25 protein-coding genes are annotated in these 25556 nt (G+C 64.9%); 12 read left to right on the forward strand and 13 right to left on the reverse strand.

The annotated features are described in order from the left end of the window. The first annotated feature begins 25 nt into the window (after positions 1-25). The 3 genes from AC4D2W_RS03485 to AC4D2W_RS03495 are packed head-to-tail and all read left to right on the forward strand — an operon-like array spanning position 26 to position 2039. The gene (locus AC4D2W_RS03485; protein WP_490925510.1) at positions 26-688 is read left to right on the forward strand and encodes an energy-coupling factor transporter transmembrane component T family protein; all 663 of its coding nucleotides are present in this window, start codon (positions 26-28) and stop codon (positions 686-688) included. Between the two features lie 7 nt (positions 689-695). Next, on the forward strand, positions 696-1598 hold the full coding sequence (ypfJ, locus tag AC4D2W_RS03490) for a KPN_02809 family neutral zinc metallopeptidase (RefSeq protein WP_490925511.1): 903 nt from the start codon (positions 696-698) through the stop codon (positions 1596-1598). Positions 1599-1640: 42 nt separating this feature from the next. Then, on the forward strand, positions 1641-2039 hold the full coding sequence (locus tag AC4D2W_RS03495) for an ACT domain-containing protein (RefSeq protein WP_490925512.1): 399 nt from the start codon (positions 1641-1643) through the stop codon (positions 2037-2039). On the opposite strand, the gene AC4D2W_RS03500 is transcribed toward AC4D2W_RS03495, so the two are convergent. The 7 genes from AC4D2W_RS03500 to AC4D2W_RS03530 form a co-directional block, all read right to left on the reverse strand. Beyond that, positions 2040-2648, reverse strand: a complete 609-nt coding sequence (locus tag AC4D2W_RS03500; RefSeq protein ID WP_490925513.1) for an HAD family hydrolase — start codon at positions 2646-2648, stop codon at positions 2040-2042. After that, positions 2645-3046 carry a nuclear transport factor 2 family protein gene (locus AC4D2W_RS03505; protein ID WP_490925514.1) on the reverse strand — a complete coding sequence of 134 codons (402 nt, stop codon included), beginning with the start codon at positions 3044-3046 and terminating at the stop codon, positions 2645-2647. Before AC4D2W_RS03505 ends, AC4D2W_RS03500 begins: the two co-directional genes overlap by 4 nt. 117 nt (positions 3047-3163) lie before the next feature. Continuing rightward, on the reverse strand, positions 3164-3493 hold the full coding sequence (locus AC4D2W_RS03510) for a metal-sulfur cluster assembly factor (RefSeq protein ID WP_400929099.1): 330 nt from the start codon (positions 3491-3493) through the stop codon (positions 3164-3166). Between the two features lie 38 nt (positions 3494-3531). Then, positions 3532-4329, reverse strand: a complete 798-nt coding sequence (gene sufC / locus AC4D2W_RS03515; RefSeq protein WP_227889847.1) for a Fe-S cluster assembly ATPase SufC — start codon at positions 4327-4329, stop codon at positions 3532-3534. 108 nt (positions 4330-4437) lie between these two features. Next, complete coding sequence (sufD, locus tag AC4D2W_RS03520; RefSeq protein WP_490925515.1) at positions 4438-5769, reverse strand: Fe-S cluster assembly protein SufD; 1332 nt, start codon at positions 5767-5769, stop codon at positions 4438-4440. Continuing rightward, positions 5769-7244, reverse strand: coding sequence for a Fe-S cluster assembly protein SufB (gene sufB, locus AC4D2W_RS03525; RefSeq protein ID WP_104054204.1), 1476 nt, complete (start codon positions 7242-7244; stop codon positions 5769-5771). The genes sufD and sufB overlap by 1 nt, the downstream gene beginning before the upstream one ends. After that, positions 7244-8026 carry a helix-turn-helix transcriptional regulator gene (locus AC4D2W_RS03530; protein ID WP_490925516.1) on the reverse strand — a complete coding sequence of 261 codons (783 nt, stop codon included), beginning with the start codon at positions 8024-8026 and terminating at the stop codon, positions 7244-7246. Before AC4D2W_RS03530 ends, sufB begins: the two co-directional genes overlap by 1 nt. A 116-nt stretch (positions 8027-8142) precedes the next feature. Here AC4D2W_RS03530 and AC4D2W_RS03535 point away from each other — a divergent pair, with 116 nt between their 5' ends. The 3 genes from AC4D2W_RS03535 to AC4D2W_RS03545 all read left to right on the forward strand — a co-directional run bounded on the left by AC4D2W_RS03535 (position 8143) and on the right by AC4D2W_RS03545 (position 10840). Continuing rightward, the gene (locus tag AC4D2W_RS03535) at positions 8143-9102 is read left to right on the forward strand and encodes an ABC transporter ATP-binding protein (protein ID WP_490925517.1); all 960 of its coding nucleotides are present in this window, start codon (positions 8143-8145) and stop codon (positions 9100-9102) included. Further along, positions 9099-9842: an ABC transporter permease gene (locus AC4D2W_RS03540; RefSeq protein ID WP_490925518.1), complete on the forward strand. Its 744-nt coding sequence runs from the start codon at positions 9099-9101 to the stop codon at positions 9840-9842. The genes AC4D2W_RS03535 and AC4D2W_RS03540 overlap by 4 nt, the downstream gene beginning before the upstream one ends. A 71-nt stretch (positions 9843-9913) precedes the next feature. Further along, entirely contained in the window at positions 9914-10840 is a 927-nt protein-coding gene (locus tag AC4D2W_RS03545; protein WP_490926010.1) for a COX15/CtaA family protein, read from the forward strand. 559 nt (positions 10841-11399) lie between these two features. Here AC4D2W_RS03545 and AC4D2W_RS03550 read toward each other — a convergent pair. Beyond that, on the reverse strand, positions 11400-12296 hold the full coding sequence (locus tag AC4D2W_RS03550) for a heme o synthase (RefSeq protein WP_490926011.1): 897 nt from the start codon (positions 12294-12296) through the stop codon (positions 11400-11402). A gap of 462 nt (positions 12297-12758) precedes the next feature. On the opposite strand from AC4D2W_RS03550, the gene tkt reads away from it, so the two are divergent. Genes tkt through pgl form a run of 6 tightly spaced genes read left to right on the forward strand, consistent with a single transcriptional unit; the run spans position 12759 to position 21012 of the window. Next, positions 12759-14948, forward strand: a complete 2190-nt coding sequence (gene tkt / locus AC4D2W_RS03555; RefSeq protein WP_490925519.1) for a transketolase — start codon at positions 12759-12761, stop codon at positions 14946-14948. Between the two features lie 23 nt (positions 14949-14971). Further along, the gene (gene tal, locus AC4D2W_RS03560) at positions 14972-16087 is read left to right on the forward strand and encodes a transaldolase (RefSeq protein ID WP_490925520.1); all 1116 of its coding nucleotides are present in this window, start codon (positions 14972-14974) and stop codon (positions 16085-16087) included. A 4-nt stretch (positions 16088-16091) separates the two neighbouring features. Beyond that, positions 16092-17717, forward strand: a complete 1626-nt coding sequence (locus AC4D2W_RS03565) for a phosphoglucose isomerase-related protein (protein ID WP_490925521.1) — start codon at positions 16092-16094, stop codon at positions 17715-17717. Continuing rightward, entirely contained in the window at positions 17718-19262 is a 1545-nt protein-coding gene (gene zwf / locus AC4D2W_RS03570; protein ID WP_490925522.1) for a glucose-6-phosphate dehydrogenase, read from the forward strand. Beyond that, positions 19259-20194, forward strand: a complete 936-nt coding sequence (locus AC4D2W_RS03575; RefSeq protein WP_490925523.1) for a glucose-6-phosphate dehydrogenase assembly protein OpcA — start codon at positions 19259-19261, stop codon at positions 20192-20194. Before zwf ends, AC4D2W_RS03575 begins: the two co-directional genes overlap by 4 nt. After that, entirely contained in the window at positions 20191-21012 is an 822-nt protein-coding gene (pgl, locus tag AC4D2W_RS03580) for a 6-phosphogluconolactonase (RefSeq protein WP_490925524.1), read from the forward strand. The genes AC4D2W_RS03575 and pgl overlap by 4 nt, the downstream gene beginning before the upstream one ends. A 114-nt stretch (positions 21013-21126) precedes the next feature. Here pgl and secG read toward each other — a convergent pair whose 3' ends face one another. From secG to AC4D2W_RS03605, 5 genes are all read right to left on the reverse strand, one after another. Further along, a complete protein-coding gene (gene secG, locus AC4D2W_RS03585; protein WP_490925525.1) occupies positions 21127-21378 on the reverse strand; it encodes a preprotein translocase subunit SecG in 252 nt (83 codons plus the stop codon). Positions 21379-21441: 63 nt separating this feature from the next. Then, entirely contained in the window at positions 21442-22257 is an 816-nt protein-coding gene (gene tpiA / locus AC4D2W_RS03590) for a triose-phosphate isomerase (protein WP_490925526.1), read from the reverse strand. Positions 22258-22373: 116 nt separating this feature from the next. Further along, complete coding sequence (locus AC4D2W_RS03595; protein WP_490925527.1) at positions 22374-23600, reverse strand: phosphoglycerate kinase; 1227 nt, start codon at positions 23598-23600, stop codon at positions 22374-22376. Between the two features lie 75 nt (positions 23601-23675). Beyond that, positions 23676-24680, reverse strand: a complete 1005-nt coding sequence (gap, locus tag AC4D2W_RS03600) for a type I glyceraldehyde-3-phosphate dehydrogenase (RefSeq protein ID WP_490925528.1) — start codon at positions 24678-24680, stop codon at positions 23676-23678. 210 nt (positions 24681-24890) lie between these two features. Next, entirely contained in the window at positions 24891-25517 is a 627-nt protein-coding gene (locus AC4D2W_RS03605) for a superoxide dismutase (RefSeq protein ID WP_490925529.1), read from the reverse strand. Between the last annotated feature and the right edge of the window lie 39 nt (positions 25518-25556).

Raw genomic sequence — 25556 nt, forward strand, 5'->3', positions numbered from 1 at the left:
GGAACCGGCTCGTGAGGAGGTGGCGATGAGGGGGTCCGCGCACCTGCTCGGCGCCTATCGGCCGGGGCACTCCCCCGTCCACCGGGCGCCGCTGGGACTGAAGGCTGCCGCCGTCGTCGTGCTGTCCCTGGCCGTCCTGGCCCTGCGCTCCCTGCCCGTCCTCGGCGGATGCCTGATCCTGGTGGTGCTTGCGTACGCCGCGGCGCGCCTGCTCTCCGAATCCTGGCGCCCCCTGAAGCTGATGTGGCCCGTCCTGCTCCTGCTGGGTGCTTTCCAGGTTTGGTCCAACGGGCCGGCCGCCGCGGTGCTCGTGATCGGCAACATTGTTCTCTGCGTTGCCGCAGCCCGGCTTTTGACGCTCACCACGCCTGTGCAGGAGCTGTTGGACGGGCTGGTGATCTTGGCGGTGCCGTTCCGGTTCCTTGGGGCGGATCCGGAACGGTTTGGGTTGACCCTTGCCCTGATGATGCGCAGTATCCCGTTCCTGCTCGGCTCGGCGCAGGATGTGCGGCACTCTGCCATGGCGCGGGGCCTGGAACGCAATCCCCGGGCACTTACCGTTCCGGTGGTGATCCGGGCAGTTGCCTACGCACAGCAAACCGGCGAAGCCCTGGCGGCCCGCGGCATCGGAGAGGCCTCGGGCGGCGCGGAACCGCCCGAACAGAAGCACACTGACCGTCGGGGATAATTGGGGCATGAGTTTTAACGAAAATGCACGCCTGGATTCCTCCCGCGTCAGTGACCGGCGGGGTAAAGGCAAAGGTATCGCCGTGGGCGGCGGGCTCGGCGGCGGACTGATCCTCATCCTGTCGCTGATCTTCGGATCGGATGTGGTGGACGGCCTTGGCCTGAGCGACGGCGGGAACCCCGCCGGAACCGGTTCGGGCTACTCGGAGAGCATCTCCGGCTGCCTGGACGGCGCTGATGCGAATGAGCGCCTGGACTGCCGGATTGTTGGCACCGCTGAAAGCCTGGACAGCTTCTGGGAGCCGGCACTGGCCGCAGAGGGGCTGACCTACACGGAACCGGGTGTTGCACTCTTCAGCGGACGCACCGACACCGGCTGTGGAGCGGCCACCAGTGCGGTGGGCCCCTTCTACTGCCCCGCGGACGAGCAGACGTACTACGACACGGCGTTCTTTGACGAGCTGGTGGCCCAGTACGGTGCCTCCGGCGGCCCGCTCGCCCAGGAATATGTGGTGGCCCATGAATTCGGCCACCATATCCAGAACCTCACCGGTGTGCTCGGCGCCTCGGCCTCCGATCCCCAGGGAGCCGATTCGGCTGCGGTCCGCACCGAACTCCAGGCGGACTGCTATGCCGGTCTTTGGGCGGGCAATGCCGCCTCCGTCCCGGCTCCCGGCAGCACCGAGCCCTTCATGGCGGAGCTGACGGCGGCGGATGTGAAGGATGCCCTGTCCGCAGCGTCTGCCATAGGCGATGACCGGATCCAGTCCATGGCCACCGGCCAGGTCAATCCTGAAAGCTGGACCCACGGCTCCGGCGACCAGCGGCAGGCCTGGTTCATGCAGGGCTACGACGGCGGCAGCATCAGCGGCTGCGACACCTTCAGCTCTGCGGACCTGGACAACCCCTAGCCCGAGAAAGCCTTCGGCTTTGCGACCGGAAGATGGCCAGCTGTGAAAGAACTGCGTTTGCGTCAATTGCCGGACCGCTATGTGATGGTCCAGCTGGATGCGCGGGAGGAGCTGCCGTCATGGTCCACGGGCATCGTCAGCTTCTCTTCCATCACCCGAACGCGAAGCGAACTCTCCCTCATCGTGCCCCGGCAGGCCGTCCCCGCGGAGGTCAAAGTCGACGGCGAGTGGGACTGCCTGGGCATTGACCAGCAGTTTTCCCTGGATATCCCCGGGATTGCCGCCTCAGTGGCGTCGCCGCTGGCAGCCGCCGGCCTCAGCGTATTCGTAGTGGCAACGGTGGACACCGACTACTTTTTGGTACGGGATGCTGCGGCTGCAGCTGCCGCTCTGCGGGCAGCCGGCCACAGCGTCACGCTGCTGGTCGATAAGCCGTCCTAGTCATTTCGCCAGCTCCCGTTCCAGATCCGTTTCCGGGCCGAAATGCACCGTGTGCAAACCCAGGGACCGGGCTGCCTCAATGTTTGGCAGGTTGTCGTCTATGAAAACGGCGTCCCCGGGCGCAGCAGCCAACTCGTTCAGGACGTGTTCAAATATGCGGGCGTCCGGCTTGATCATGCCCAGCTGTCCGCTGAAGAACATCCTGGCGAAGTACGCGGCCCAGGGAGCGTCCCGGACATAGCGCTCCGACATCCCGACCGGCATATTGGAGAGCAGCGCCAGCCGGGCGCCTTCACGCTCAAGGGTTTCCAGGATCTGCATAGTCTTCGGGTTCAGGTGCGACCACTGGGCGGCGTCCAGGTCCTCCAAGACCCGGACCTTTTCTGCATCCACGGAGGACCGTCCCAGCACCCGGGCCCAGTATTCGGCGGGCGTGGAGATTCCGGCGTCAAAATCCTCCCGGTGCCTCCAGTAAGGACTCGACGCCGGTGCCAGCTGCAACCCGGTTTCCCGCTCCAGTGCAGCCCAGTCGGCCGGCTTTGGTTCCGTGGAAACAACTTTGCCGTAGTCGAACAGATACCAGATTCCTGAACGGGACAGCACAGTCACTGCTGCGCTGCCGGCTCGCCGACGTTGACCTCGGTGAAGTCCCGGCAGAGCACCCAGCCCGAACCCTCTCTCCGCCAGGATTCCATCAGCAGGGCACGCGCGCTGACGCGTCCGCAGGTTTGGTAGGTCATCTCGTAACAGACCACCGCCTCGTCCGACCCCCGCAGGGCCACCGTCCGGGAGCCGGCATGCACGGTGCTTCCGCGCATGCCGGTGACGGCTTCCCGGAAACCCTGCCGGGCCGCCGGTCCGTCGAAGGGCTCGGCCGCGGCTGCCTCCTGCCCCAGCCAGCCGTGATAGTCCGGAGCCAGGAACGCCTCAATGGGGGCGCTGTCTCCGGCGGCCATGGCGTTGTTCCAGGCGGCCAGGTAGTCATCGTGAAAGTGGAGATCTTCCATGGGTGAGACGGTAACACCGGGCCTGCCTGCCGGGGCACAGAAAAGCACCCGACACGCAGGCAGGGCCGCTCCCCCGTTGCCGGGGAAGCGGCCCTGCCTGCGTTTATGCATACTGCCCTAGATATTGAAGCCCAGCGCGCGCATCTGGTCGCGGCCGTCGTCAGTGATCTTTTCCGGACCCCACGGCGGCATCCAGACCCAGCTCAGCCGCCAGTCGTCCACAATGCCGTCCAGTGCCTGTCCAACCTGCTCCTCGATGACATCGGTGAGCGGGCAGGCCGCGGTGGTCAGCGTCATGTCGATCAGCAGCGCGCCGTCTTCGGCGTACCGCAGCCCGTAGAGCAGGCCGAGGTCAACCACGTTCACGCCCAGTTCGGGGTCGATGACGTCCTTCAAGGCCTCTTCAACGTCCTCGAGGGACGTCTGGGCCAGGTTGGGCTCACTCATCATCTGCTCCTGTGCAGTTGTATCGGTCAGGGTGGTGCCTAGGCCTTCAGGGCGTTGGCGGTTGCGGTGGCTGCCGTGGCGTTGGCACCGGTGAAGCGGTCGTAGCCTTCTTCTTCCAGGCGGTCGGCCAGCTCGGGGCCGCCCTGCTCGGCGATCCGGCCGTCAACGAACACGTGTACGAAGTCCGGCTTGATGTAGCGCAGGATGCGAGTGTAGTGCGTGATGAGCAGGGTGCCCATTTCGCCCTTGGAGTGCTCGCGGTTGACGCCTTCGGAGACAACCTTCAGCGCGTCAACGTCCAGGCCGGAGTCGGTCTCGTCCAGGATGGCGAACTTCGGGCGGAAGAGCTCCAGCTGGAGGATCTCCACGCGCTTCTTCTCGCCGCCGGAGAAGCCCTCGTTGACGTTGCGCGAGGCAAAGTCGGCGTCGATGCGCAGCTGGCTCATGGCCGCCTTGACGTCCTTGGTCCAGTGGCGCAGGGAGGGGGCTTCGCCGTCGAGCGCAGTCTTGGCGGTGCGCAGGAAGTTGGTCATGGTGACACCGGGAACCTCCACCGGGTACTGCATGGCCAGGAACAGGCCGGCGCGGGCGCGCTGGTCGACGCTCATCGACAGGACGTCTTCGCCGTCGAGGGTGATGGAGCCGCTGTCCACGATGTAGCGGGGGTGCCCGGCGATGGTGGAAGCCAGGGTGGACTTGCCGGAACCGTTGGGGCCCATGATGGCGTGCGTCTCACCGGTGTTGATGGTCAGGCTGACGCCCTTCAGGATCTGCTTTTTGACGTCCTGCTCGGTCAAAATGCTGACGTGAAGATCCTTGATCTCAAGAGTAGACATACGAGTTACGCTTTCTCCTTTGCACGCTCTGGTGCGTATTTAAGCTTCAAAAAGTGTGGGTGGAGCACCGGTTCCCCGGAAACCGGTCCGGCCTCCGGGGAACCGGTACTAGCTCTCGACTGCTGCGAGCTCGCGCTCGACGGCCTCGGTGAGCCGCTCTTCCAGTGCCGGAACCTTGATCTGCTGGATGATCTCGTTGAGGAACCCGCGGACCACCAGGCGGCGGGCAACATCCTCGGGGATGCCGCGGGCCATCAGATAGAACAGGTGCTCGTCGTCGAACCGGCCGGTGGCGCTGGCATGGCCGGCGCCTTCGATCAGTCCGGTTTCGATTTCCAGGTTCGGCACGGAGTCGGCGCGGCCGCCGTCGGTGAGCAGCAGGTTGCGGTTGACCTCGTACGTGTCAGTGCCTTCTGCCTCCTTGCGGATCAGGACGTCACCAACCCAGACGGTGTGCGCGTCGCGGCCCTGCAGGGCGCCCTTGTACATGACACGGGACTTGCAGTTGGGCACGGCGTGGTCCACGAACAGGCGCTGTTCCAGGTGCTGTCCGGCGTCTGCGTAGTACAGGCCGAACATCTGGACGTCGCCGCCGGTGGCGGTGAAGCGGGACGACGGCGTGATGCGCACCAGGTCTCCGCCGAGGCTGACAACCACGTGCTTGAACTTCGCGTCGCGGCCGATCTTGGCGTACTGCGCGGTGGCATGCACGGCGTCGTCGTCCCAGTCCTGGACCGACACGACGGTGAGTTCGGCACCGTCTTCGAGGACGATTTCGACGTTCTGGGCCAGCGTGGCCGAGCCCTTGTGGTCCAGGACCACCACTGCCTTGGAGAACTTCTCCGCGGTGATCACGATGTGCTGTGCGGCGGGATCCTTGCCGGCACCGGTCATGGTCAGCGTGACGCTGCCGTCCACCACGGTTTCAGCCGGGATGGTGACAACGGTGGCTTCGGTGAAGGCTTCCCAGGCGGCTGCTGCGACCAGGTCCTCGGGGATGCCGGCCGAACCGATGCGGGCATCGGTCCGGGCTACGTTCTCCACCACGACGCCGTCGGGGGCCACCACGGCCACCTCCGGTGAAGTGCCGGTGAGCTCGGCGGTGTGCAGGCCGCGCAGGCGCTTGAGCGGGGTGAACCGCCAATCTTCTTCGCGTCCGGTCAGTTTGCCGAAGTCGCCGCGGTTGTAGGAGGTCAGGCGGCCGGCGCGTGAGCTGTCCGGAATTCCTGCCCCTGCACCGTGGCTGTGGGACTTGTTGCTGTCGCCGCCCAGAACCGAGGATGAATCGTTGAGCGGGGAGAGGTTCTCTCCCTCTTCAGTGAATCCGTCAATCCGGACGCGGCTGTCCCCTGAGGGCGCGCCAATCCGGGCTTTGACTTCCTCTACTGCATTACTGACCTTTTCGGTCACGTTTTCGACGACGTCGTTAAGCTTCGACATTAACCGACGGCTCCTTCCATCTGGAGTTCGATGAGGCGGTTGAGTTCAAGGGCGTATTCCATCGGCAGTTCACGCGCAATCGGCTCAATGAAGCCGCGCACGATCATGGCCATTGCCTCGTCCTCGGGAAGGCCGCGGGACATGAGGTAGAACAGCTGCTCCTCGCTGACGCGGGAAACAGTGGCTTCGTGGCCCATGGTGACGTCATCTTCGCGGATGTCCACGTACGGATACGTGTCCGAGCGGGAGATGGTGTCCACCAGAAGGGCGTCGCAGCGCACGGTGTTGGCCGAGTGCTTGGCGCCTTCGCGGACCTGGACCAGGCCGCGGTACGCAGCACGGCCGCCGCCGCGGGCTACGGACTTGGAGATGATGGAGCTCTTGGTGTTCGGGGCAATGTGGACCATTTTGGATCCGGTGTCCTGGTGCTGGCCTTCGCCGGCGAAGGCGATGGACAGGGTCTCGCCCTTGGCGTGCTCGCCGACCAGGTAGACAGCCGGGTACTTCATGGTGACCTTGGATCCGATGTTGCCGTCGATCCATTCCATGGTGGCGCCTTCGTGTGCAATGGCGCGCTTGGTCACCAGGTTGTACACGTTGTTGGACCAGTTCTGGATGGTCGTGTAGCGGACGCGGGCGCCCTTCTTCACGATGATTTCGACGACGGCGGAGTGCAGCGAGTCCGAGGTGTAGATCGGTGCGGTGCAGCCCTCGATGTAGTGGACGTAGGAATCCTCGTCCGCAATGATCAGGGTGCGCTCGAACTGGCCCATGTTCTCCGTGTTGATGCGGAAGTAGGCCTGCAGCGGGATCTCCACGTGGACGCCCTTGGGGACGTACACGAAGGAGCCGCCGGACCACACGGCAGTGTTCAGCGAACCGAACTTGTTGTCGCCGACCGGAATGACCGTGCCGAAGTACTCCTGGAACATCTCCGGGTGTTCCTTCAGCGCGGTGTCAGTGTCCAGGAAGATGACTCCCTGGCGTTCCAGGTCCTCGCGGAGCTGGTGGTAGACAACCTCGGACTCGTACTGAGCCGCGACGCCGGACACCAGGCGGCCGCGCTCGGCCTCCGGGATGCCGAGCTTCTCATACGTGTTGCGGATGTCCTCGGGGAGATCTTCCCAGGTGTTGGCCTGCTTCTCCGTGGAGCGCACAAAGTACTTGATGTTGTCGAAGTCGATGCCGGAGAGGTCTGCACCCCAGGTAGGCATGGGCTTGCGGTCGAAGTACTTCAGCCCCTTGAGGCGAAGGTCCAGCATCCACTGGGGTTCGTTCTTTTTCGCCGAGATGTCCCGGACGACTTCCTCGCTGAGCCCGCGGCGGGCGTTGGAGCCCGCTACGTCGGAGTCGGCCCATCCGTATTCGTAGGTACCGATGCCCTCGAGTTCAGGGTTCTTCTCCAGGATGTCTGAGATCACAGAATCCGGCACCGCGGCGGGCGCCGTTGACTTCTGGGTTGCTTGATCCGTCATCACGGCCTTTCTTGCTGATGAATGGATGTGGACTGATGGGTTTCGGCAGGCACGGTGACGTGCGCCTCGTTCCTGGTGCGGCCCACTGGTATGTGGGTCGTACAAACATGCCCTCCCCGCGAAAGCGTGGACAGTCGACGGACGTCCACGTCCAGCAGGCGGGCAAAAACTTCGGTTTCCTTGTCGCAGAAGACCGTGTAGGCACTGGCAAGCCCCTGAATGGGGCAGTGTCCCTGGCACAGCTGCACGCTGAGCAGCGTGCTGGGCTGCTTAGCCGTGCCGATCATGGTGGTTGAGCCAACAAAGCCGTCCTTGGTCAGCTCAGCCGCCAGCGCCTCCGCCTTGTCCTGGACGGCCGGACCCGCGGCCTCGACCGCCGGGCGGTAGCGCTCTTCCATCCGGTCAAAGCGGTCCGCGGCGAAGCGTTCAATGGCCTCCGGACCCGCTGCGAGGCCGAGCTGACGCAGTGCCTCGGTGGCGATGTCCAGATAGTCATTACCCAGATACGCCTGGCCCTGCTTGCTCAGGACGTAGCGGCGGGCGGGCCGTCCGGCACCGGAGGCCGGGTTGCTCACCCGCTTGACTTCGATCAGTCCTTTGGCGGAAAGCGCATCGAGGTGCCGGCGGACGGCTGCGGGAGTAAACCCCAGCTGTTCACCGAGTTCTGCCGCACTGACCGGCCCCTGCTCAAGCACCGCGCCCAGGACGCGGTCCCGGGTACGTTCCTCCGCTTCGCGGGCTGCTGCCGGTTTGGCCACGGCCTTCGGCTCAGAGTTACTCATGGAATACACAACACAAGCATGACCTAATCTGTTCCCGCACGCCACTAAGGTCAGGCTTCCCACTGCCGAAGGGGGTCCGGCGCGGGTGCATCCTGCTGTACTACCTAACGTAGAATATGACGGTGCCTAACGATGAACCCTGCCTGACTATTAAGGGCCTGATAAAGGACTGCGGTCCGGTAGCCGGTCTCGACGGCAAAATGATCCGAGTTCTGGCCGGTGTGGATTTTTCCGCCCGCCGCGGCGCGGTTACTGCCCTGCTGGGAGCCAATGGTGCCGGCAAGACCACCACGCTGGAGTGCGCCCAGGGCCTGCAACCCATCAACGGCGGCGAAGTGTTGCTGCTGGGGCAGAACCCCTACGGAGCCGGAGCCGAGCTGCGCAGCCGGGTGGGCGTCATGCTCCAAGACGGCGGCCTGCCGCCGTCGGCACGCCCCGTTCCGCTGCTGCGCCACATTGCCTCCATGTATGCGGACCCCCGCCCCGTGGACGAGCTGGTGGCCCGGCTCGGCATCGGCAGCTTCGCGAACACCAACATCCGCCGGCTCTCCGGCGGCCAGAAACAGCGCCTGGCCATGGCGGCCGCCCTTGTCGGCCGTCCGGAAGTCCTTTTCCTGGATGAACCCAGCGCCGGGCTGGACCCGCAGTCCCGGCACATAGTCTTTGACCTGATCTCCGAGCTGCGCGCCGACGGACTGGGGATCATCCTGACCACCCATTTGATGGACGACGCGCAAAAGCTCGCGGACTACGTGTACATCATCGACGCCGGCAAGACCGTGGCGCAGGGCACGGTGGCCGAGCTGACGGCCCAGACCGGCGAGCTCGCCGAGCAGCGGCTGCTGACTTTCGACGCCGTCCCCGGACTGGACCTCGCCGCCGTCGGGCTCTCCCATCTGGGCCTGACGGAATCCGCAGCCGGGCACTACACCCTGCGCGGGCCGATCTCACCCGCTGACATTGCCGCACTTTCCGCGTGGTGGGCACGGCTGGACATCCTTCCCTCCTCGCTCCATATGGCCTCGAGAACCCTCGAAGACGTCTTCCTTGACCTGTCCGGAAGGGAAATCCGATGAGCGCCCCCGCTTCCCTGCCCTCACGCATCCTGAATCAGGGACGCTACGAGGCTGTCACCATGCTCCGCAACGGAGAGCAGCTGATCCTGGCCGTCTTCCTGCCCCTGATGGCACTGGTTGCACTGTCGGTAACGCCCATCCTGGACGGCTACGGCACATCACGCGTGAATATGGCCACCCCGGGGATTCTGGCGCTCTGCGCCATGTCCACCGCCTTCACCGGGCAGGGGATCGCCACGGGCTTCGACCGCCGCTACGGCGTCCTGCGCTTCCTGTCCACCACGCCGCTGGGTAAGGCCGGGCTCATTGCCGGCAAGGGGATCGCCGTCGTCGCCGTCCTGGCCATCCAGGTGGTGGTGGTGAGCATTGTTGCCGCGTTCCTGGGCTGGGAGCCGTCCTGGTCCGGAATTCCGCTGGCACTGCTCTCCCTGCTGATCGGAGCCGCGGCCTTTACCGCCCTGGGCCTGCTCGTAGCCGGAACAGCCCGACCCGAGGCAACCCTCGCCGTCACCAACCTTGCATGGATCCTGCTGGCAGCCGTCGGCGGTATCATCATCCCGGCCGGAAACCTGCCCGGGACCATGCAGCCCTTCGTGGAGATCCTGCCGTCGGCCGCCCTGGGTGAAGCCATGCGTTCGGCACTGATCGAGTCCGCGTTCAACATTCCCGCCACGCTGATCCTGCTGGCGTGGACAATCCTGGGCGGCCTTGCCGCTGTCCGCTGGTTCAAATGGAGCTAAATCCCGTGTCACCTACCTCCCCCGGCCCCGCCGCCTCGACTGCCGCGGACTCCTCCCCCGCCGTGAGCAAGATGGTGCGCACCTTCGCGGTCGCCTCGCTGGCGGCCAACATCGCCATCGTCGTCACCGGCGGCGCCGTGCGCCTGACCGCCTCCGGACTCGGCTGCCCCGAGTGGCCCCTGTGTACCCCGGATTCGCTGACCACGACGGCGGAAATGGGCATCCACGGGATCATCGAGTTCGGCAACCGGACCCTGACCTTCGTCCTGGCCGCCATCGCATTTGCCATGGTGTTCAGCATCTGGAAGATCCGGGCGGAGCGCCGCGACCTGTTCAGGCTCTCCATTGCCCTGCTCGCCGGCATCCCGGCGCAGGCCGTACTCGGCGGCATCACCGTATGGACCGGCCTGAACCCCTGGATTGTGGGCGGACACTTCATTGTTTCGATGGTCCTCATTGTGCTGGCCACCGTGCTGGTGAACCGGGCCTGGCTGTCCCCGCAGCAGCTGGCTTCCGTCAACGGTCCGCTGGCTCCGCGCACGCTGCGTCCACTGCTGGGTGCGCTCGGTGTCCTGTCCGTACTCTCCGTTCTGCTCGGCGTCATCGTTACCGGCTCCGGCCCGCACGCCGGTGACCACGGAGCGGCGCGCAACGGGCTGGACCCGGACCTGGTGACCCGCCTGCACGTGGTGCCGGTGTATCTGCTGGTCTTCACCCTGATCGTTTCTCTCTACCTGGTCTACCGGCATTCCGCCGTCGACACCCGGATGCGGAATGCGCTGCTGCTGCTGACCGCCGTCGTGCTGCTTCAGGCCGTCATCGGCTACACGCAGCACTTCATGCACCTGCCGGTGGTGCTGGTGGGCCTGCACATGCTGGGCGCTTCACTGCTCACCGCCGCCGCCGCCCATGTGCTCTTCACCGGACTTGCCCGTCAGGTTCCGGGCAAGGACCCGGTTGCAGCTCCGGTCGGGACCGGCGCCGCCCGCCGCCGCTGAGGCTCAAGAGCCGAAGCAACGATCAACCCGTCATGGGCCGGATTCCTTCGAATCCGGCCCATTGTGCTGTCCGGGGCACCCACGGGGAAGGTGCTTGGTCCGGATGCGCATTTGAGTGTTGAGGTCAGGCACAAAAATCCGTTCGAGAGTCGACATCGTGCCGGAATAGGCGTCCTGAAACGGCATCAATTCGTCACTCGGTGGGCTGGGACCGGACAGGCGGCCCCGGGGCACGGCGCGAGAGAGAGGTTCGTGGGGCACGGCCTGGGACAGAGGTTCGGGGGCAGACACCCCCGGGCAGGTGCATGGTCCGGCTGCGCATTCGAGTGTTGAGGTCAGGCGACAAAACCCGGTCGAGAGTCGACATCAAGCCGGTATGGGCGTCCGGAAACGGCAGTAACCCGCCAGTCGGCGGGGAAACAAACAGCCGGGAAACAAGAAAAGGGCCGGAGGAAATCTCCGGTCCTTCCTTTGGTTTAGCAGTTCTCTTTGGTTCAGCAGTTCGCTTGAGGTCAGCAGTTCGCCAGTCGACTAGCCCCTGCCGCCAGTTGAAAAGCCCTTACAACAGCGCGGAACCGACAAACGGATCCACGGCCAGTGCCAGGAACAGGATGGTCAGGTAGCTGATGGAGCCGTGGAAGACCTTCATGGCCGTCTTGTCGGTGAGGTTCTCGCCCTGGGCCCGGCTGTGCAGGCGGTGGGTCTCCACCAGGAACCAGACGCCGGACAGCGCGGCCGCCAGAGTGTAGACCCAGCCGGCCCCGCCCACGGGGATCAGCAGCAGTGAGCATGCCACGGTGGCGTAGGCGTAGAGGACAACCTGGACCGAAACGAGCTTGGCCCCGGCGACGGCACCGAGCATCGGCACGGAGGCGTTGCGGTAGTCCTCGCCGTACTTCATGGACAGCGGCCAGTAGTGCGGGGGCGTCCACAGGAAGATGATCATGAAGAGGATGATCGCGGGCCATTCAACCTTGTTGGTGACGGCGGCCCAGGCAATCAGGACCGGCATGCAGCCGGCTGCGCCGCCCCAGACGATGTTCTGGGTGGTGCGGCGCTTGAGGATCAGCGTGTAGAAGACCACGTACAGCAGGATGGCGCCCACGCCCAGGAGGCCGGTGAGCGGATTGGCGCCAAACCAGAGCAGGGCAATGGAAATGATGCCCAGCACCCAGGCGAATACGAGGGCCTCGCGGGGAGAAACTTCGCCGGTGACCAGCGGACGGTTCTTGGTCCGCTGCATCAGCTTGTCCATGTCGCGGTCAATGTAGCAGTTGAAGGCGCCGGCACTTCCAGCCGCCAGCGCTCCGCCGACCATGGTGAACACTACGAGCCACAGGCCGGGAAGGCCGCGCTCCGCAAAGATCATGGTGGGCAGGGTCGTCACCAGCAGCAGTTCAATAACCCTGGGCTTGGTGAGCGCCAGATAGGCCCGGAGCTTACGGCCTGCCGTCATCTTGCCGGTATGCACCGGAAGGTTGGCGGGGGCTTGCTGCGTTGTCACGGGGCGATCACATCATCCAATCTGGGCCGAAAAGTCCACCATCATCATAGCCTCTATCGGCTGTAGAAAACGAAGCCCTGCACAGCCGCATCCCCGGGGACCCTGAACACCGCCTGCGCGTCCGGTTCCTGGCGCGGACAGTCCCGGTTCAGGAAACGATACGCCCAATGACCTTGCTCACGGGATAAGGTTGGATCGGACCCGTCCTCCGGCTGCAATATTGGCGGCGGAGCGCACCATCCGGGACCGTGCAGGACAAAGAATTTGCCAGCTCCCGGTAAGGATTCTCCTCATCGGGGTGTTGTTGTGGTTAATGAACCGGTTTGAACTGGGGAAACCAGTGCAACCGAGAGTCTCCGGCGCTAGTCGCGCCGGTCATCTGTAGTAGAGAGGGGCCCGGTAAACGTGCCACATATGGAAGAGCAAGAACTGATCTGGACAGACCTGGACCGCAAGGCAGTGGACACCGTCCGTGTTCTGGCTGCGGACGCCGTCGAGAAGGTTGGCAACGGACATCCCGGCACCGCGATGAGCCTGGCACCGGCCGCTTATCTGCTGTTCCAGAAGATGATGCGCCATGATCCGTCGGATCCGCAGTGGACCGGAAGGGACCGGTTTGTCCTCTCCCCCGGGCACACCTCCCTGACGCTGTACATCCAGCTCTTCCTCTCCGGTTACGGACTGGAACTCGAAGACCTTGAATCACTGCGCACGTGGGGTTCCAAGACTCCGGGCCACCCGGAGTACCGCCACACCGACGGCGTCGAAATCACCACCGGCCCGCTCGGCCAGGGCCTGGCCTCCTCCGTGGGCTTCGCCTTCGCCCAGCGCCGCATGCGCGGCCTGCTGGACGCCGACGCACCGCAGGGCGAGAGCCCGTTCGATCACACCATCTGGGTCATCGCGTCCGACGGCGACCTCCAGGAAGGCGTCACCAGCGAGGCTTCCTCGCTGGCCGGCCACCAGGAGCTGGGCAATCTCGTGGTCATTTACGACGAGAACCACATCTCCATCGAAGATGACACGGACATCGCCTTCACCGAAGACGTCCTGAAGCGCTACGAAGCCTACGGCTGGCACACCCAGCGCGTGGACTGGACCAAGACCGGCGAATACGTCGAGGACGTTCACGAGCTGTACAACGCGCTGATGGCAGCCAAGGCCGAAACCAGCAAGCCGTCCATCATTTCGCTGCGCACCATCATCGGCTGGCCCGCGCCGAACAAGAAGAACACCGGCAAGATCCACGGTTCAGCGCTGGGCAAGGACGAACTTGCCGCGCTGAAGGAAGTTATGGGCTTTGACCCGGCGAAGACCTTCGACGTGGATCCCGAAGTCCTGGAGCACGCCCGCAAGGTGGTTTCCCGCGGTGCCGAAGCGCACAGCGAGTGGAACAAGGGCTTTGACGCGTGGAAGGAAGCAAACGCCGACGGCGCGGCCCTCCTGGAGCGCATCAGCAACGGCACCCTTCCCGAAGGCTGGGAAAAGTCGCTGCCCGAGTTCGAGGCAGGCAAGGAAATGTCCACCCGCGCCGCTTCCGGCAAGGTGCTCTCCGCCATCGGCCCCGTACTGCCCGAACTGTGGGGCGGATCGGCGGACCTCGCCGAGTCCAACAACACCACCATCGAGGGCTCCCCGTCCTTTATCCCGGCCGGCAAGCAGACCAACGCCTGGTCCGGAAACCCGTACGGCCGCGTGCTGCACTTCGGTATCCGTGAACACGCCGCGGCGTCGATCGTCAACGGCATCACGATGCACAGCAACACCCGCGCCTTCTCCGGTACGTTCCTGATCTTCAGCGACTACCAGCGTCCGGCCATCCGGCTTGGTGCCCTGATGGGCGTTCCCTCCATCTACGTGTGGACCCACGACTCCATCGGGCTGGGCGAAGACGGCCCCACCCACCAGCCGGTGGAGCAGCTCGCCTCGCTGCGTGCGATTCCGGGCCTGGACGTTGTCCGTCCCGGCGACGCCAACGAGGTTGCCGTGGCCTGGAAGACCATCCTGGAAAACACGGAAAACCCGGCCGGCATCGTGCTGACCCGCCAGAACATTCCCACCTATGAGCGCGGCGACGGCGGCGCCACCGCTGAGTCCTTCGGCTCTGCCGAGGGCGTGTCCCGCGGCGGTTACGTCCTGGCCGAAGCGGTCCGCGACGGCTCCGTTGTTACCCCGGACGTCATCCTGATCGGCACCGGTTCAGAGGTCCAGCTGGCCGTCGAGGCCCGTGAAGCCCTCGCAGCCGAGGGAATCGCGGCCCGCGTGGTTTCCATGCCCAGCATCGAGTGGTTCAACAAGCAGGATGCGCAGTACCGCGAGTCGGTTATTCCCAAGGACATTAAGGCCCGCGTTTCGGTGGAAGCCGGAATTGCCCAGGGCTGGCGTGAACTCGTGGGAGACGCCGGACGCAGCGTGTCCCTTGAGCACTTCGGTGCCTCCGCGGACTACAAGACCCTCTACCGCGAGTTCGGCATCACCGCCGACGCCGTCGCCCAGGCCGCACGCGATTCGCTCGCGGCAGCGAACGGCACGGACACCCCGCCGTCGGGCACCACTGCCGCTCCGTCGGGCGAGCAGTCCACCGAAACAGGCGACCAGAAGTAATTCCAGCAACAAGGAGACAATTTATGACTTCCACACCCACCGCACGGCTTTCCGAAGCCGGCGTATCCATCTGGCTGGACGACCTGTCCCGCGAACGCATCGTGTCGGGATCCCTCAAGGACCTGATCGAGAACAAGAACGTCGTTGGCGTCACCACGAACCCGAGCATCTTCGCCGCAGCCCTGGCCAACGGCGAGTCCTATGCCGCCCAGGTGCAGCAGCTCGCCCGCTCCGGCGCCGACGTGGACAAGGCCGTCTTCGAAATCACCACCGATGACGTTCTCCAGGCCTGCGATGTCTTCGCACCCGTGGCTGAAGCCACGCACGGCGTGGACGGCCGCGTGTCCATCGAGGTTGACCCGCGCCTCTCGCGCGACACCGAGGGCACCATCAAGGAAGCCAAGGAGCTGTTCGACAAGGTTGGCCGCTACAACGTGCTGATCAAGATCCCGGCCACCCGGGAAGGCCTGCCGGCCATCACTGCCACGCTGGCCGCGGGCATCAGCGTCAACGTCACCCTGATCTTCTCGCTTGAGCGCTACCGCGAGGTCATCAATGCCTACATGGCCGGCATTGAACAGGCTCGGGAAAACGGACATGACCTGTCCAAGATCCACTCTGTTGCCTCCTTCTTTGTGTCCCGCGTGGATGCAGAGATCGACAAGCGCCTGGACGGCATTGGCAGCGACGAGGCCAAGGCACTGAAGGGCAAGGCCGGCCTGGCCAACGCCCGCCTGGCGTACCAGGTCTTCGAGGAGCAGTTCGCCACCGAGCGCTGGCAGGTCCTGGCAGCAGCCGGAGCAAACGCCCAGCGCCCGCTCTGGGCCTCCACCGGCGTGAAGGACCCGGCCCTGCCGGACACCCTCTACGTCACGGGCCTGGTGGCACCGCACACGGTGAACACCATGCCGGAGAAGACCCTGAACGCCACGGCGGACCACGGAGAGGTCACCGGCGACACCGTCACCGGCACCTACGAGGAGTCCAGTGCCGTCCTGGATTCGCTGGACGGTCTCGGCATCTCCTACACCGACGTGGTGGAGCAGCTCGAAACTGAAGGCCTGGACAAGTTTGTGGTCAGCTGGGGAGAACTCCTCGAGACCGTGAACACCGCACTGGAAACCGCAAAAGAGGCATAAAACAATGACCACACTGTCCTTCGAAGCAGCCGGAGCTGCGCTGGCCGCCGTCGAAAAGAACGTTCCCGTACTGGTTCGTGACGACGTCGCCGCCCGCCTCCTCGCCCAGGACCCCACACTGTGGGGACCCGACGCAGAGGCGGAGGCTTCCATCCGGCTCGGATGGCTGGATCCTTCACAGGCCTCCCGGCCGCTCGTTGGACAGATCCGCGGGCTTCGGGAAGAACTGGCCGCCGAGGGAGTGACCCGCGTGGTCCTCGCCGGCATGGGCGGTTCTTCCCTGGCCCCGGAGGTCATCACCCGCACGGCAGGCGTGGACCTGACGGTCCTGGATTCCACGGACCCCGACGTCGTCCGCGCCGCCCTGGCAACCGGGCTGGAGGAGACCGTCATTGTGGTTTCCTCCAAGTCCGGCTCCACTGTGGAAACCGATTCCCAGCGCCGCGTCTTTGAACAGGCCTTTACCGACGCCGGGATTGACGCCAAGTCCCGCATCGTCGTCGTCACCGATCCGGGTTCGCCCCTGGACGGTGCCGCCCGCGAAGCCGGTTACCGCGCCGTCTTCAATGCCGACCCGAACGTTGGCGGCCGTTATTCCGCCCTTACCGCTTTTGGGCTGGTTCCCTCCGGCCTGGCCGGCGCTGACATTGAAGCCCTGCTGGACGACGCCGAAGATGCCCTGGAAATCCTCAGCGACAACGCTGCGGACAACATCGGCCTGCAGCTCGGTGCCGCCCTGGGCGGTACCGACCCGCTGCGCAACAAGGTTGTCATTGTGGACGAAGGCTCCGGACTGGTCGGCTTCCCCGATTGGGCCGAGCAGCTCATCGCCGAGTCCACCGGCAAGCTCGGCACCGGACTGCTGCCCGTCGTCGTCGAACCCGGCGCCCCCGAACTCACCTCCGGTGCAGCGGACGTACTGACCGCACGCCTCGTAGCGGTGGACTCCGAGGCCGCTCCCGAGGGCGATCAGGTGGTGGTGGCAGGCACCCTGGGCGGTTCCATGATGCTTTGGGAAATTGCCACCGCCGTGGCCGGCCGCCTGCTGGCCATCAATCCTTTCGACCAGCCGGACGTGGAAGCGGCCAAGAAGGCCGCGCGCGGCATGCTGGACGCACGTCCGGAACCCACCGATCCGTCCTTCACCGACGGCTCGGTGGAGGTCCGCGGGCCGTCCGAAATGCTGGAGAACGTTGATACCCTGGCCGGAGCGCTGGCGGCCCTCACGGAACAGCTTGGATCCGAGGGCTACCTGAGCATTCAGGCGTACCTGGACCGGGACCGTCAGGCAGGGCTCGCCGGCATCCGTCCGGAGCTGGCCGCGGCCACCGGCCGTCCGGTCACCTTCGGCTGGGGACCGCGCTTCCTGCACTCCACCGGACAGTTCCACAAGGGCGGCCCCGCCCAGGGCGTCTACCTTCAGATCACCGGTGTTCCGCAGCAGGACCAGGACGTCCCCGGCCGCCCCTTCTCCTTCGGTGAACTGATCACCGCGCAGGCAGCCGGTGACGCCTCCGTCCTGGCGGACCAGGGCCGGCCCGTGCTGCGCCTGAACCTGCTGAACCGGGAACAGGGCGTCCGGGAGCTCGAAGCCGCCGTCCGGAGCCTCGCTGAAGGCGGTCGCGCATAAATGGCGCCTGATGAGAAGGCGCTGCCGGCCAACCCGCTGCGGGACCCGCGTGACCGCAGGCTCTCCCGCATCGCCGGGCCGTCCTCCCTGGTGATCTTTGGCGTCACCGGGGACCTTGCGCGGAAGAAGCTCATTCCCGCCGTCTATGACCTCGCCAACCGCGGCCTGCTGCCGCCCAGCTTCTCGCTGGTGGGTTTTGGCCGCCGGCCGTGGAGCAAAGAGGAATTCGCCGCCCAGGTCAAGGAATCGGTCCAGGCCCACGCCCGCACGGATTTCAACGAAAACGTCTGGAAGCAGCTTGCCGAGGGGATCCGGTTTGTGGAAGGCGGCTTCGACAGCGACGAAGCATTCGCCCACCTCAAGGAGACCCTTGAGGAGCTGGACACCGAACGCGGCACCCGCGGCAACCATGCGTTCTATCTGTCCGTTCCGCCGAAGTCCTTTGAACAGGTCTGCCAGCAGCTCTCCAAGCATGGCCTGGCCACGCCGTCGGAGGGCAAGTGGCGCCGGGTGGTCATTGAAAAGCCCTTCGGCCACGACCTGCAGTCCGCCCGCGAGCTCAACGACGTGGTGGAGTCCGTGTTCCCCGCGGATTCCGTATTCCGCATTGACCATTACCTCGGCAAGGAGACAGTCCAGAACATCCTGGCGCTGCGCTTTGCCAACCAGCTCTTTGAACCGATCTGGAATGCCAACTATGTTGACCACGTCCAGATCACCATGGCCGAGGACATCGGCATCGGCGGCCGCGCCGGATACTACGACGGCGTGGGTGCTGCCCGCGACGTCATCCAGAACCACCTCCTGCAGCTTTTGGCGCTGACGGCAATGGAGGAGCCCATCTCCTTCAACGCCGATGACCTGCGTGCTGAAAAGGAAAAGGTCCTGGCCGCGGTCCGGCTGCCGAAAGACCTGTCCAGGCACTCCGCCCGCGGACAGTACACCGGCGGCTGGCAGGGCGGGGAAAAGGTCACGGGCTTCCTGGAGGAAGAGGGCTTCAACCCGGACTCCACCACGGAAACGTTTGCCGCGATCCGCCTGGATATCAATACGCGGCGCTGGGCCGGGGTCCCGTTCTATCTGCGGGCCGGAAAGCGGCTGGGACGGCGGGTCACTGAGATCGCCGTCGTCTTCAAGCGCGCACCGAACCTGCTCTTCCGGGACCACAATGACCACGACTTCGGCCAGAACGCCGTGGTCATCCGCGTGCAGCCCGATGAAGGCGCCACCATCCGCTTCGGCTCCAAGGTTCCGGGCACCCAGATGGAGGTCCGGGACGTGTCCATGGACTTCGGCTACGGACACTCCTTCACGGAATCCAGCCCCGAGGCCTATGAACGGCTGATCCTGGACGTGCTGCTGGGAGAGCCTCCGCTGTTCCCCCGGCATCAGGAAGTCGAACTGTCCTGGAAGATCGTGGACCCGTTCGAAGAGTACTGGGCATCCCTGGACAGACAGCCGGATCCCTACGCCCCCGGCAGCTGGGGTCCCGACTCCGCCGATGAACTGCTTGCCCAAGACGGAAGGACCTGGAGAAGGCCGTGATTGTAGAACTGCCGGACACAACAACGTCCAAGGTGTCCAAGGAAATCGTGGCCATGCGGGAAAAGGGCGGCGTGGTCACCCTGGGCCGTGTGCTGACCCTCGTCGTGGACACCCAGCCCGGTTTCGTCGAGGAAGCCATTGCAGCAGCCAATGAGGCGAGCCGGGAACACCCCTGCCGGATCATTGTCCTCGCCAACGGTTCACCGGAGGATGACACGCGGCTCGACGCCGAAATCCGCGTGGGCGGCGACGCCGGAGCTTCCGAAGTGGTGGTCCTCTACGGGCACGGCGAACTCGCCGGGGAAAGCGTGTCGCTCGTCTCGGCACTGCTGCTGCCGGATGCCCCCATAGTTGTCTGGTGGCCCCACGGGGTGCCGGAAAACCCCGCACACACTCCCCTTGGCTGTATTGCCCACCGGCGGATCACCGACGCCGCCACCGAAGATGATCCCAAGAAGGCCCTGCTGTCCCTGGGCAGCGACTATGCCGACGGTGACACCGACCTGAGCTGGACCCGCCTGACCAATTGGCGGATCCAGCTGGCGGCCGTACTGGAGGGCGCCGACTCCGAGCCTGTCCGTGCCGTGACGGTGGCCGGAGCCTCAGACTCGGCCAGCACCTTCCTGCTTGCCGCCTGGCTCCACCACGCCCTGAAGGTTCCGGTGACCCTGGTCGAGGATGAACCGGGCACGGGGATCCGGGAAGTGATTTTTGAACGGGACGGCGGCAACGTGGAGCTGCACCGGCCGGACCAGGTCACGGCGCATCTGACCCAGCCCGGCCAGCCGGAGCAGCAGATTGCCCTGCCGCGCCGCAACCTGCGCGATTGCCTGGCCGAGGAACTGCGCCGCCTGGACCCGGACGAAGTGTACGGCGAAGTGCTGACTCAAGGACTGGCATCGTGCCTGTCGCAGAAAGGGGTAAACGCATGAGGCATTCTCCCAACGGAGTGAGCATCCATCCGGATGTCTCTGCCCTGACTGCAGCCACCGCCGCCCGGCTCATCACCAAGTTGGTGGACGTGCAGAGCCGCCGCGGAACCGCAACAGTAGTGCTCACCGGAGGAACCGTGGGGATTGCCGTGCTCGACGCCGTTGCCACCGCCCCGGCGCGGGTTGCCGTTGACTGGTCCCGCGTCAATTTCTGGTGGGGCGATGAGCGGTTCCTGCCTGCCGCAGACGCCGACCGCAACGCCGTCCAGGCCGCTGAGGCGCTGTTGACGCGGCTGCCCGTCAATCCCGACAGGATTCATCCGGTGCCCGCGTCCGACGAGGTTGCCACGGTTGCGGACGCTGCGGCCGGCTACACGCTGGCGCTGGCCGAGGCCGCCGCTGCAGAGGAACTTGCGCCGGGTTTCACGCCCGTCGATCCCCGGCTCCCCCGATTCGATGTGCTCCTGCTCGGGGTGGGTCCCGATGCCCACATCGCGTCCCTGTTCCCTGAAATGGCCGGTGTCCGCACCGAAGGCCAAACCGTGGTGGCCGTCACCAATGCACCCAAGCCGCCGCCCGAGCGCGTGTCCCTGTCCATGGAAGCCATCAACACCGCCGAAGAGGTCTGGCTGACCGTTGCCGGCGAAGACAAGGCTGCCGCGGTGGGCCTGGCCCTGGCCGGAGCGGGCTCTGTCCAGGTTCCCGCCGCCGGAGCCCGGGGACGCACCAAGACCCGCTGGCTCATCGACCAGGCCGCTGCTTCCCAGCTTCCCGATCGTCTGCTGGACCCGGAGGGCACCGGCCCGTCCAACGACTAGGAACCGACAGACCGGGAACACAAAGAGGCCCCGGGATCCTTGCGGATCTCCGGGGCCTTGATGTTTAAGCCGGCAGACTCGTCTGCGTCTGCTTTCCTTCGGTGCAGCCGGAAATCAGGCCTCGCCGGAGAACCGCTGGATCAGGCCCAGGGCAATGATGACCAGGCCCCAGGACAGTCCGAGGACCACGGTGAAGCGGTTCAGGTTGCGCTCGGCAACTCCGGATGAACCCATGCTGCTGGTCATGCCGCCGCCGAACATGTCCGACATGCCGCCGCCGCGTCCCTTGTGGAGCAGAATCAGCATGGTCAGCAGCAGGCTGGTGATGGCAAGAAGAACCAACAGGATAATCTTCAGAATTTCCACTTACGGCCTTTCAGGGGTGACTCACGGACCGGAGACTCTGCTGCGGTGCAGGTCAGCTGCAAATCAGTCGGTCACCAGATGATGTTCAAACCTGACAATATTAGCAAATTCGGTGACATCCAAACTGGCGCCTCCCACGAGCACGCCGTCGACGTCGCCTTCCTTCAAAATGCTTGCTGCGTTCTGCGCCTTGACGGAGCCGCCGTAGAGCAGGCGGGTCTTGGCGGCCACGGAGCCGTCGTACAGGTTCGCGATTTCGCTGCGGATGGCCTCGCACATTTCCTGGGCGTCCTCGGGGCCGGCAACCTCTCCGGTGCCGATGGCCCAAATGGGCTCGTAGGCGATGACCAGGGCTGAGACCTGCTCTGCGTCCAGGCCGGCGAGGTCGTTGCGGACCTGCTCCAGGGTGTGCGCCACGTGCTGGCCGGACTTGCGGATTTCCAGTCCTTCGCCCACGCAGAGAACGGGGACCAGGTCATTGCGGTAGGCAGCCTTGAGCTTTTCATTCAGCAGCTCGTCGCTTTCACCGTGCACGGTGCGCCGCTCACTGTGGCCCACGAGGACGTACTTGCAGCCCAGCTTGGAGAGGAACTGGCCGGAGATGTCTCCGGTGTAGGCACCTGAATCCTTCGGCGAAAGGTCCTGTGCGCCGTATTCGAGGTCAAGCTTGTCGCCCTTGATCAGCGTCTGCACGCTGCGCAGGTCGGTGAAGGGCGGGAAGATTGCAACCTCCACGCGCTTGTAGTCATGCTGCGCGTCCTTGAGGGTCCAGGCAAGCTTCTGCAAAAGGGTGATGCCCTGGACATGGTCCATGTTCATCTTCCAGTTGCCCGCAATCAGCGGTGTCCGATCAAACTTGCCGTTGGTCGAGGTAGTCATCATCGCTCCGGTTTCATAATGGGGTTTGTGTTCAATAGTGCTTTGTCCGGGCGGAAAAGAGCGGACATGGAAGTGCGGACCCGCCGCCCAAACGGCAACGGGTCCGCACTTCGGTGTTACTGGTCCAGGACAGTCAGTCCCGGAAGTTTCTTGCCTTCGAGGTATTCCAGGGACGCGCCGCCGCCGGTGGAAATGTGCCCGAAGTCGCTGTCGCTGAAGCCAAGCTTCCGAACGGCGGCAGCGGAGTCGCCGCCGCCAACCACGGAAAAGCCGTGCGAGTCCTTCAGCGCCTGGGCAATGGTGCGGGTGCCGTTGGCGAACGCATCAAACTCGAACACGCCCATCGGGCCGTTCCAGAAGATGGTCTTGCCCGAGCGGATTTTCTCGGCGAAGGCGGCCGCCGAATCCGGGCCAATGTCCAGGCCGATGCCGGAGGCGCCGAAACGGCTGTTCTCCATGGCATCGGCGGGGACCACCTCGGAGTCAGCATCAGCGGCGAACTTGTCGGCCACCGCGATGTCGGTGGGCAGCACGAATTCGCAGCCCACTTCCTTCGCCCGGCTGAGGTAACCCTTGACGTTCTCGATCTGGTCGGCTTCGAGCAGTGAAGCGCCCACGTTGTATCCCTGGGCGGCCAGGAAGGTGAACACCATGCCGCCGCCCACCAGCAGGTAGTCGGCCCGGTCCATCAGGTTCTCGATGACGGCCAGCTTGTCCGACACCTTGGAGCCGCCCAGCACCACCACGTAGGGCTGCTCCGGCTTTTCGGTGAGCCGCTTGAGCACCTCGACCTCGGTGTGCACCAGGTCGCCCTCGTACGCGGGGAGGATCTCGGCGATGTCATATACGCTGGCGTGCTTGCGGTGCACGGCGCCGAAAGCGTCATCCACATAGGCGCCATTGTCCCCGGTGAGTCCGGCCAGGTCCCGTGCAAGGCTCAGGCGTTCGTCGTCGTTCTTGGAGGTCTCGCGCGGGTCGAACCGGATGTTCTGCAGCACCAGGACGGAGCCGGCGGCAAGCGAGGCCGCCAGCTCATGCGCGCTGTCCCCGACGACGTCGGCGGCGAACTCCACCGCGAACGGTGCGAGCTCATCCAGCCGGTCAGCGGCGGGCTGCAGCGAGTACTTCTCGTCCGGGGTGCCCTTGGGCCGTCCCAGGTGCGCCATGACGATCACCTTGGCGCCGTGCTCCACCAGTTTCTGAATGGTCGGGATTGACGCACGGATACGCCCGTCGTCGGCCACCTTGCCGTTGTCCAACGGCACATTCAGGTCCGAGCGGACCAGCACATACCGACCATCGACACCGTCAACGATCAGTTCCTCAAGAGTTTTGACTGTCATGTCTACCTTTACGTCCCTTGCGGGCATTGGGGGGCTTGGGGGTATTTATTGCGGCTGCAGTACCGGCAGGCGGTCCTACAGCTTGGAGCCAACCAGCGCGGTCAGATCGACCAGGCGGCAGGAATAGCCCCACTCGTTGTCGTACCAGCCGACTACCTTGACCTCGTTGCCCATGACGCGGGTCAGCCCCGAGTCGAAAATGCACGACGCCGGATCCGTCACGATGTCCGAGGACACCAGCGGCTCGTCGGTGTAGCGGAGGATGCCGTTCAGCGGTCCGTCCGAGGCCGTCTTGTAGACCTCGTTGATTTCCTCGACGCTGGCTTCGCGGCCCACGGTGACGGTGAGGTCGGTGACCGAGCCGGTGGGCACGGGCACGCGCAGGGCAAAGCCGTCCAGCTTCCCGTCCAGTTCCGGCAGCACCAGGCCGATGGCCTTGGCGGCGCCGGTGGAGGTCGGCACAATGTTCAGGGCTGCGGCACGGGCACGGCGGAGGTCGCGGTGCGGGCCGTCCTGAAGGTTCTGGTCTGCTGTGTAGGCGTGGACCGTGGTCATCAGGCCGCGTTCAATGCCGAAAGCCTGGTGCAGGACCATGGCCAGCGGGCCCAGGCAGTTGGTGGTGCAGGAGGCATTGGACACGATGTTGTCGGTGGCCGGATTATATTCGCTGTCATTGACGCCCATCACGATGGTCCGGTCCGCACCCTTGCCCGGGGCGGAGATCAGGACCTTCTTGGCACCGGCGTCGAGGTGCTTCTTGGCGTCCTCCGCCTTGGTGAAGAACCCGGTGGATTCAATGACCACGTCAACGCCGAGGTCCTTCCAGGGCAGGTTCGAGGGATCGCGTTCGGCGAGGACCTTGATGTTCTTTCCGCCAACCACCAGGTCGCCGTTGCGTACTTCCACATCGACGCCGATCCGGCCGGTGACGGAGTCGTACTTCAGGAGGTGGGCAAGAGTTTCGGGGCTGGTGAGGTCATTGACTGCGACGATTTCCAGGTCTGCGTTCCGCTCCAGTGCTGCGCGGAAGTAGTTGCGTCCGATGCGTCCGAAGCCGTTGATACCAACACGAGTAGTCACTTTTCTGTCTCCTTGATTGCAGGTGTACCGAAGAAGCGTGACCTTGTACGTGCGCAGGCCACTGGTCTGGCTGGAGAAGCTGCCAGAGGTTCCCGCCGGGCACTGCGGCGGGGCGGGAACCCTCGGACTCATCCTACGCGCCGGGCCTCTCCGGCGAACCGGTAAGGCCGCAGAAACGCAGGCCGAAGACCTGATTTACGCAGACCTGATTTACGCGGGCAGGACCAGGCTGTGCGCGCCGTTGCGGGCTGCGTCGAACCGGGTGGCTACATCTGCCCAGTTGACGATGTTCCAGAAGGCCTTGACGTAGTCGGCCTTCACGTTGACGTAGTCCAGGTAGAAGGCGTGCTCCCACATGTCCAGCATCAGCAGCGGGATGGTGCCCACGGGAACGTTGCCCTGCTGATCAAAGAGCTGTTCAATGACGAGGTTCTTGCCGAGGGGCTCGTAGGCGAGCAGCGCCCAGCCGGAGCCCTGCAGCGAAGTTGCCGCCGCGGTGAACTGGCCGCGGAAGGCATCGAAGGAGCCAAAGAAATCATCAATGGCTGCTGCGAGCTCGCCGACCGGCTTGTCGCCGCCCTCAGGGGAAAGGTTGTTCCAGAAGATGCTGTGGTTGACGTGGCCGCCTACGTGGAAGGCCAGGTCCTTGGAGAGCTTCGGGATGGTGGCGAAGTCGCCCTTTTCGCGTGCTTCGGCCATCTGGGCCAGAGCCGTGTTTGCGCCGGCAACGTACGTGGCGTGGTGCTTGTCGTGGTGCAGCTCCATGATGCGGGCGGAGATGTTCGGCTCAAGCGCGGCGTAGTCGTAGGGCAGTTCCGGCAGTGTGTATTCGTTCACAAAATCCTCCAGTAAAAAGTCGGATCGGTTATCCGGACG

It is taken from the genome of Arthrobacter sp. TJ-58, assembly GCF_058269295.1.

Bases quoted from the DNA above. Each gene is read 5' to 3' on its own strand.
- tpiA (WP_490925526.1), bottom strand. From the start codon at position 22,257: ATGACTACCTCGACCAACGGCAAGTTTGATCGGACACCGCTGATTGCG.
- AC4D2W_RS03595 (WP_490925527.1), bottom strand. From the start codon at position 23,600: ATGACAGTCAAAACTCTTGAGGAACTGATCGTTGACGGTGTCGATGGT.
- ypfJ (WP_490925511.1), top strand. From the start codon at position 696: ATGAGTTTTAACGAAAATGCACGCCTGGATTCCTCCCGCGTCAGTGAC.
- AC4D2W_RS03540 (WP_490925518.1), top strand. From the start codon at position 9,099: ATGAGCGCCCCCGCTTCCCTGCCCTCACGCATCCTGAATCAGGGACGC.
- AC4D2W_RS03565 (WP_490925521.1), top strand. From the start codon at position 16,092: ATGACCACACTGTCCTTCGAAGCAGCCGGAGCTGCGCTGGCCGCCGTC.
- AC4D2W_RS03545 (WP_490926010.1), top strand. From the start codon at position 9,914: ATGGTGCGCACCTTCGCGGTCGCCTCGCTGGCGGCCAACATCGCCATC.
- tkt (WP_490925519.1), top strand. From the start codon at position 12,759: ATGGAAGAGCAAGAACTGATCTGGACAGACCTGGACCGCAAGGCAGTG.
- AC4D2W_RS03550 (WP_490926011.1), bottom strand. From the start codon at position 12,296: ATGACGGCAGGCCGTAAGCTCCGGGCCTATCTGGCGCTCACCAAGCCC.
- AC4D2W_RS03510 (WP_400929099.1), bottom strand. From the start codon at position 3,493: ATGAGTGAGCCCAACCTGGCCCAGACGTCCCTCGAGGACGTTGAAGAG.
- zwf (WP_490925522.1), top strand. From the start codon at position 17,718: ATGGCGCCTGATGAGAAGGCGCTGCCGGCCAACCCGCTGCGGGACCCG.
- sufC (WP_227889847.1), bottom strand. From the start codon at position 4,329: ATGTCTACTCTTGAGATCAAGGATCTTCACGTCAGCATTTTGACCGAG.
- AC4D2W_RS03485 (WP_490925510.1), top strand. From the start codon at position 26: ATGAGGGGGTCCGCGCACCTGCTCGGCGCCTATCGGCCGGGGCACTCC.
- sufB (WP_104054204.1), bottom strand. From the start codon at position 7,244: ATGACGGATCAAGCAACCCAGAAGTCAACGGCGCCCGCCGCGGTGCCG.
- AC4D2W_RS03535 (WP_490925517.1), top strand. From the start codon at position 8,143: ATGACGGTGCCTAACGATGAACCCTGCCTGACTATTAAGGGCCTGATA.
- pgl (WP_490925524.1), top strand. From the start codon at position 20,191: ATGAGGCATTCTCCCAACGGAGTGAGCATCCATCCGGATGTCTCTGCC.
- sufD (WP_490925515.1), bottom strand. From the start codon at position 5,769: ATGTCGAAGCTTAACGACGTCGTCGAAAACGTGACCGAAAAGGTCAGT.
- AC4D2W_RS03530 (WP_490925516.1), bottom strand. From the start codon at position 8,026: ATGAGTAACTCTGAGCCGAAGGCCGTGGCCAAACCGGCAGCAGCCCGC.
- tal (WP_490925520.1), top strand. From the start codon at position 14,972: ATGACTTCCACACCCACCGCACGGCTTTCCGAAGCCGGCGTATCCATC.
- AC4D2W_RS03505 (WP_490925514.1), bottom strand. From the start codon at position 3,046: ATGGAAGATCTCCACTTTCACGATGACTACCTGGCCGCCTGGAACAAC.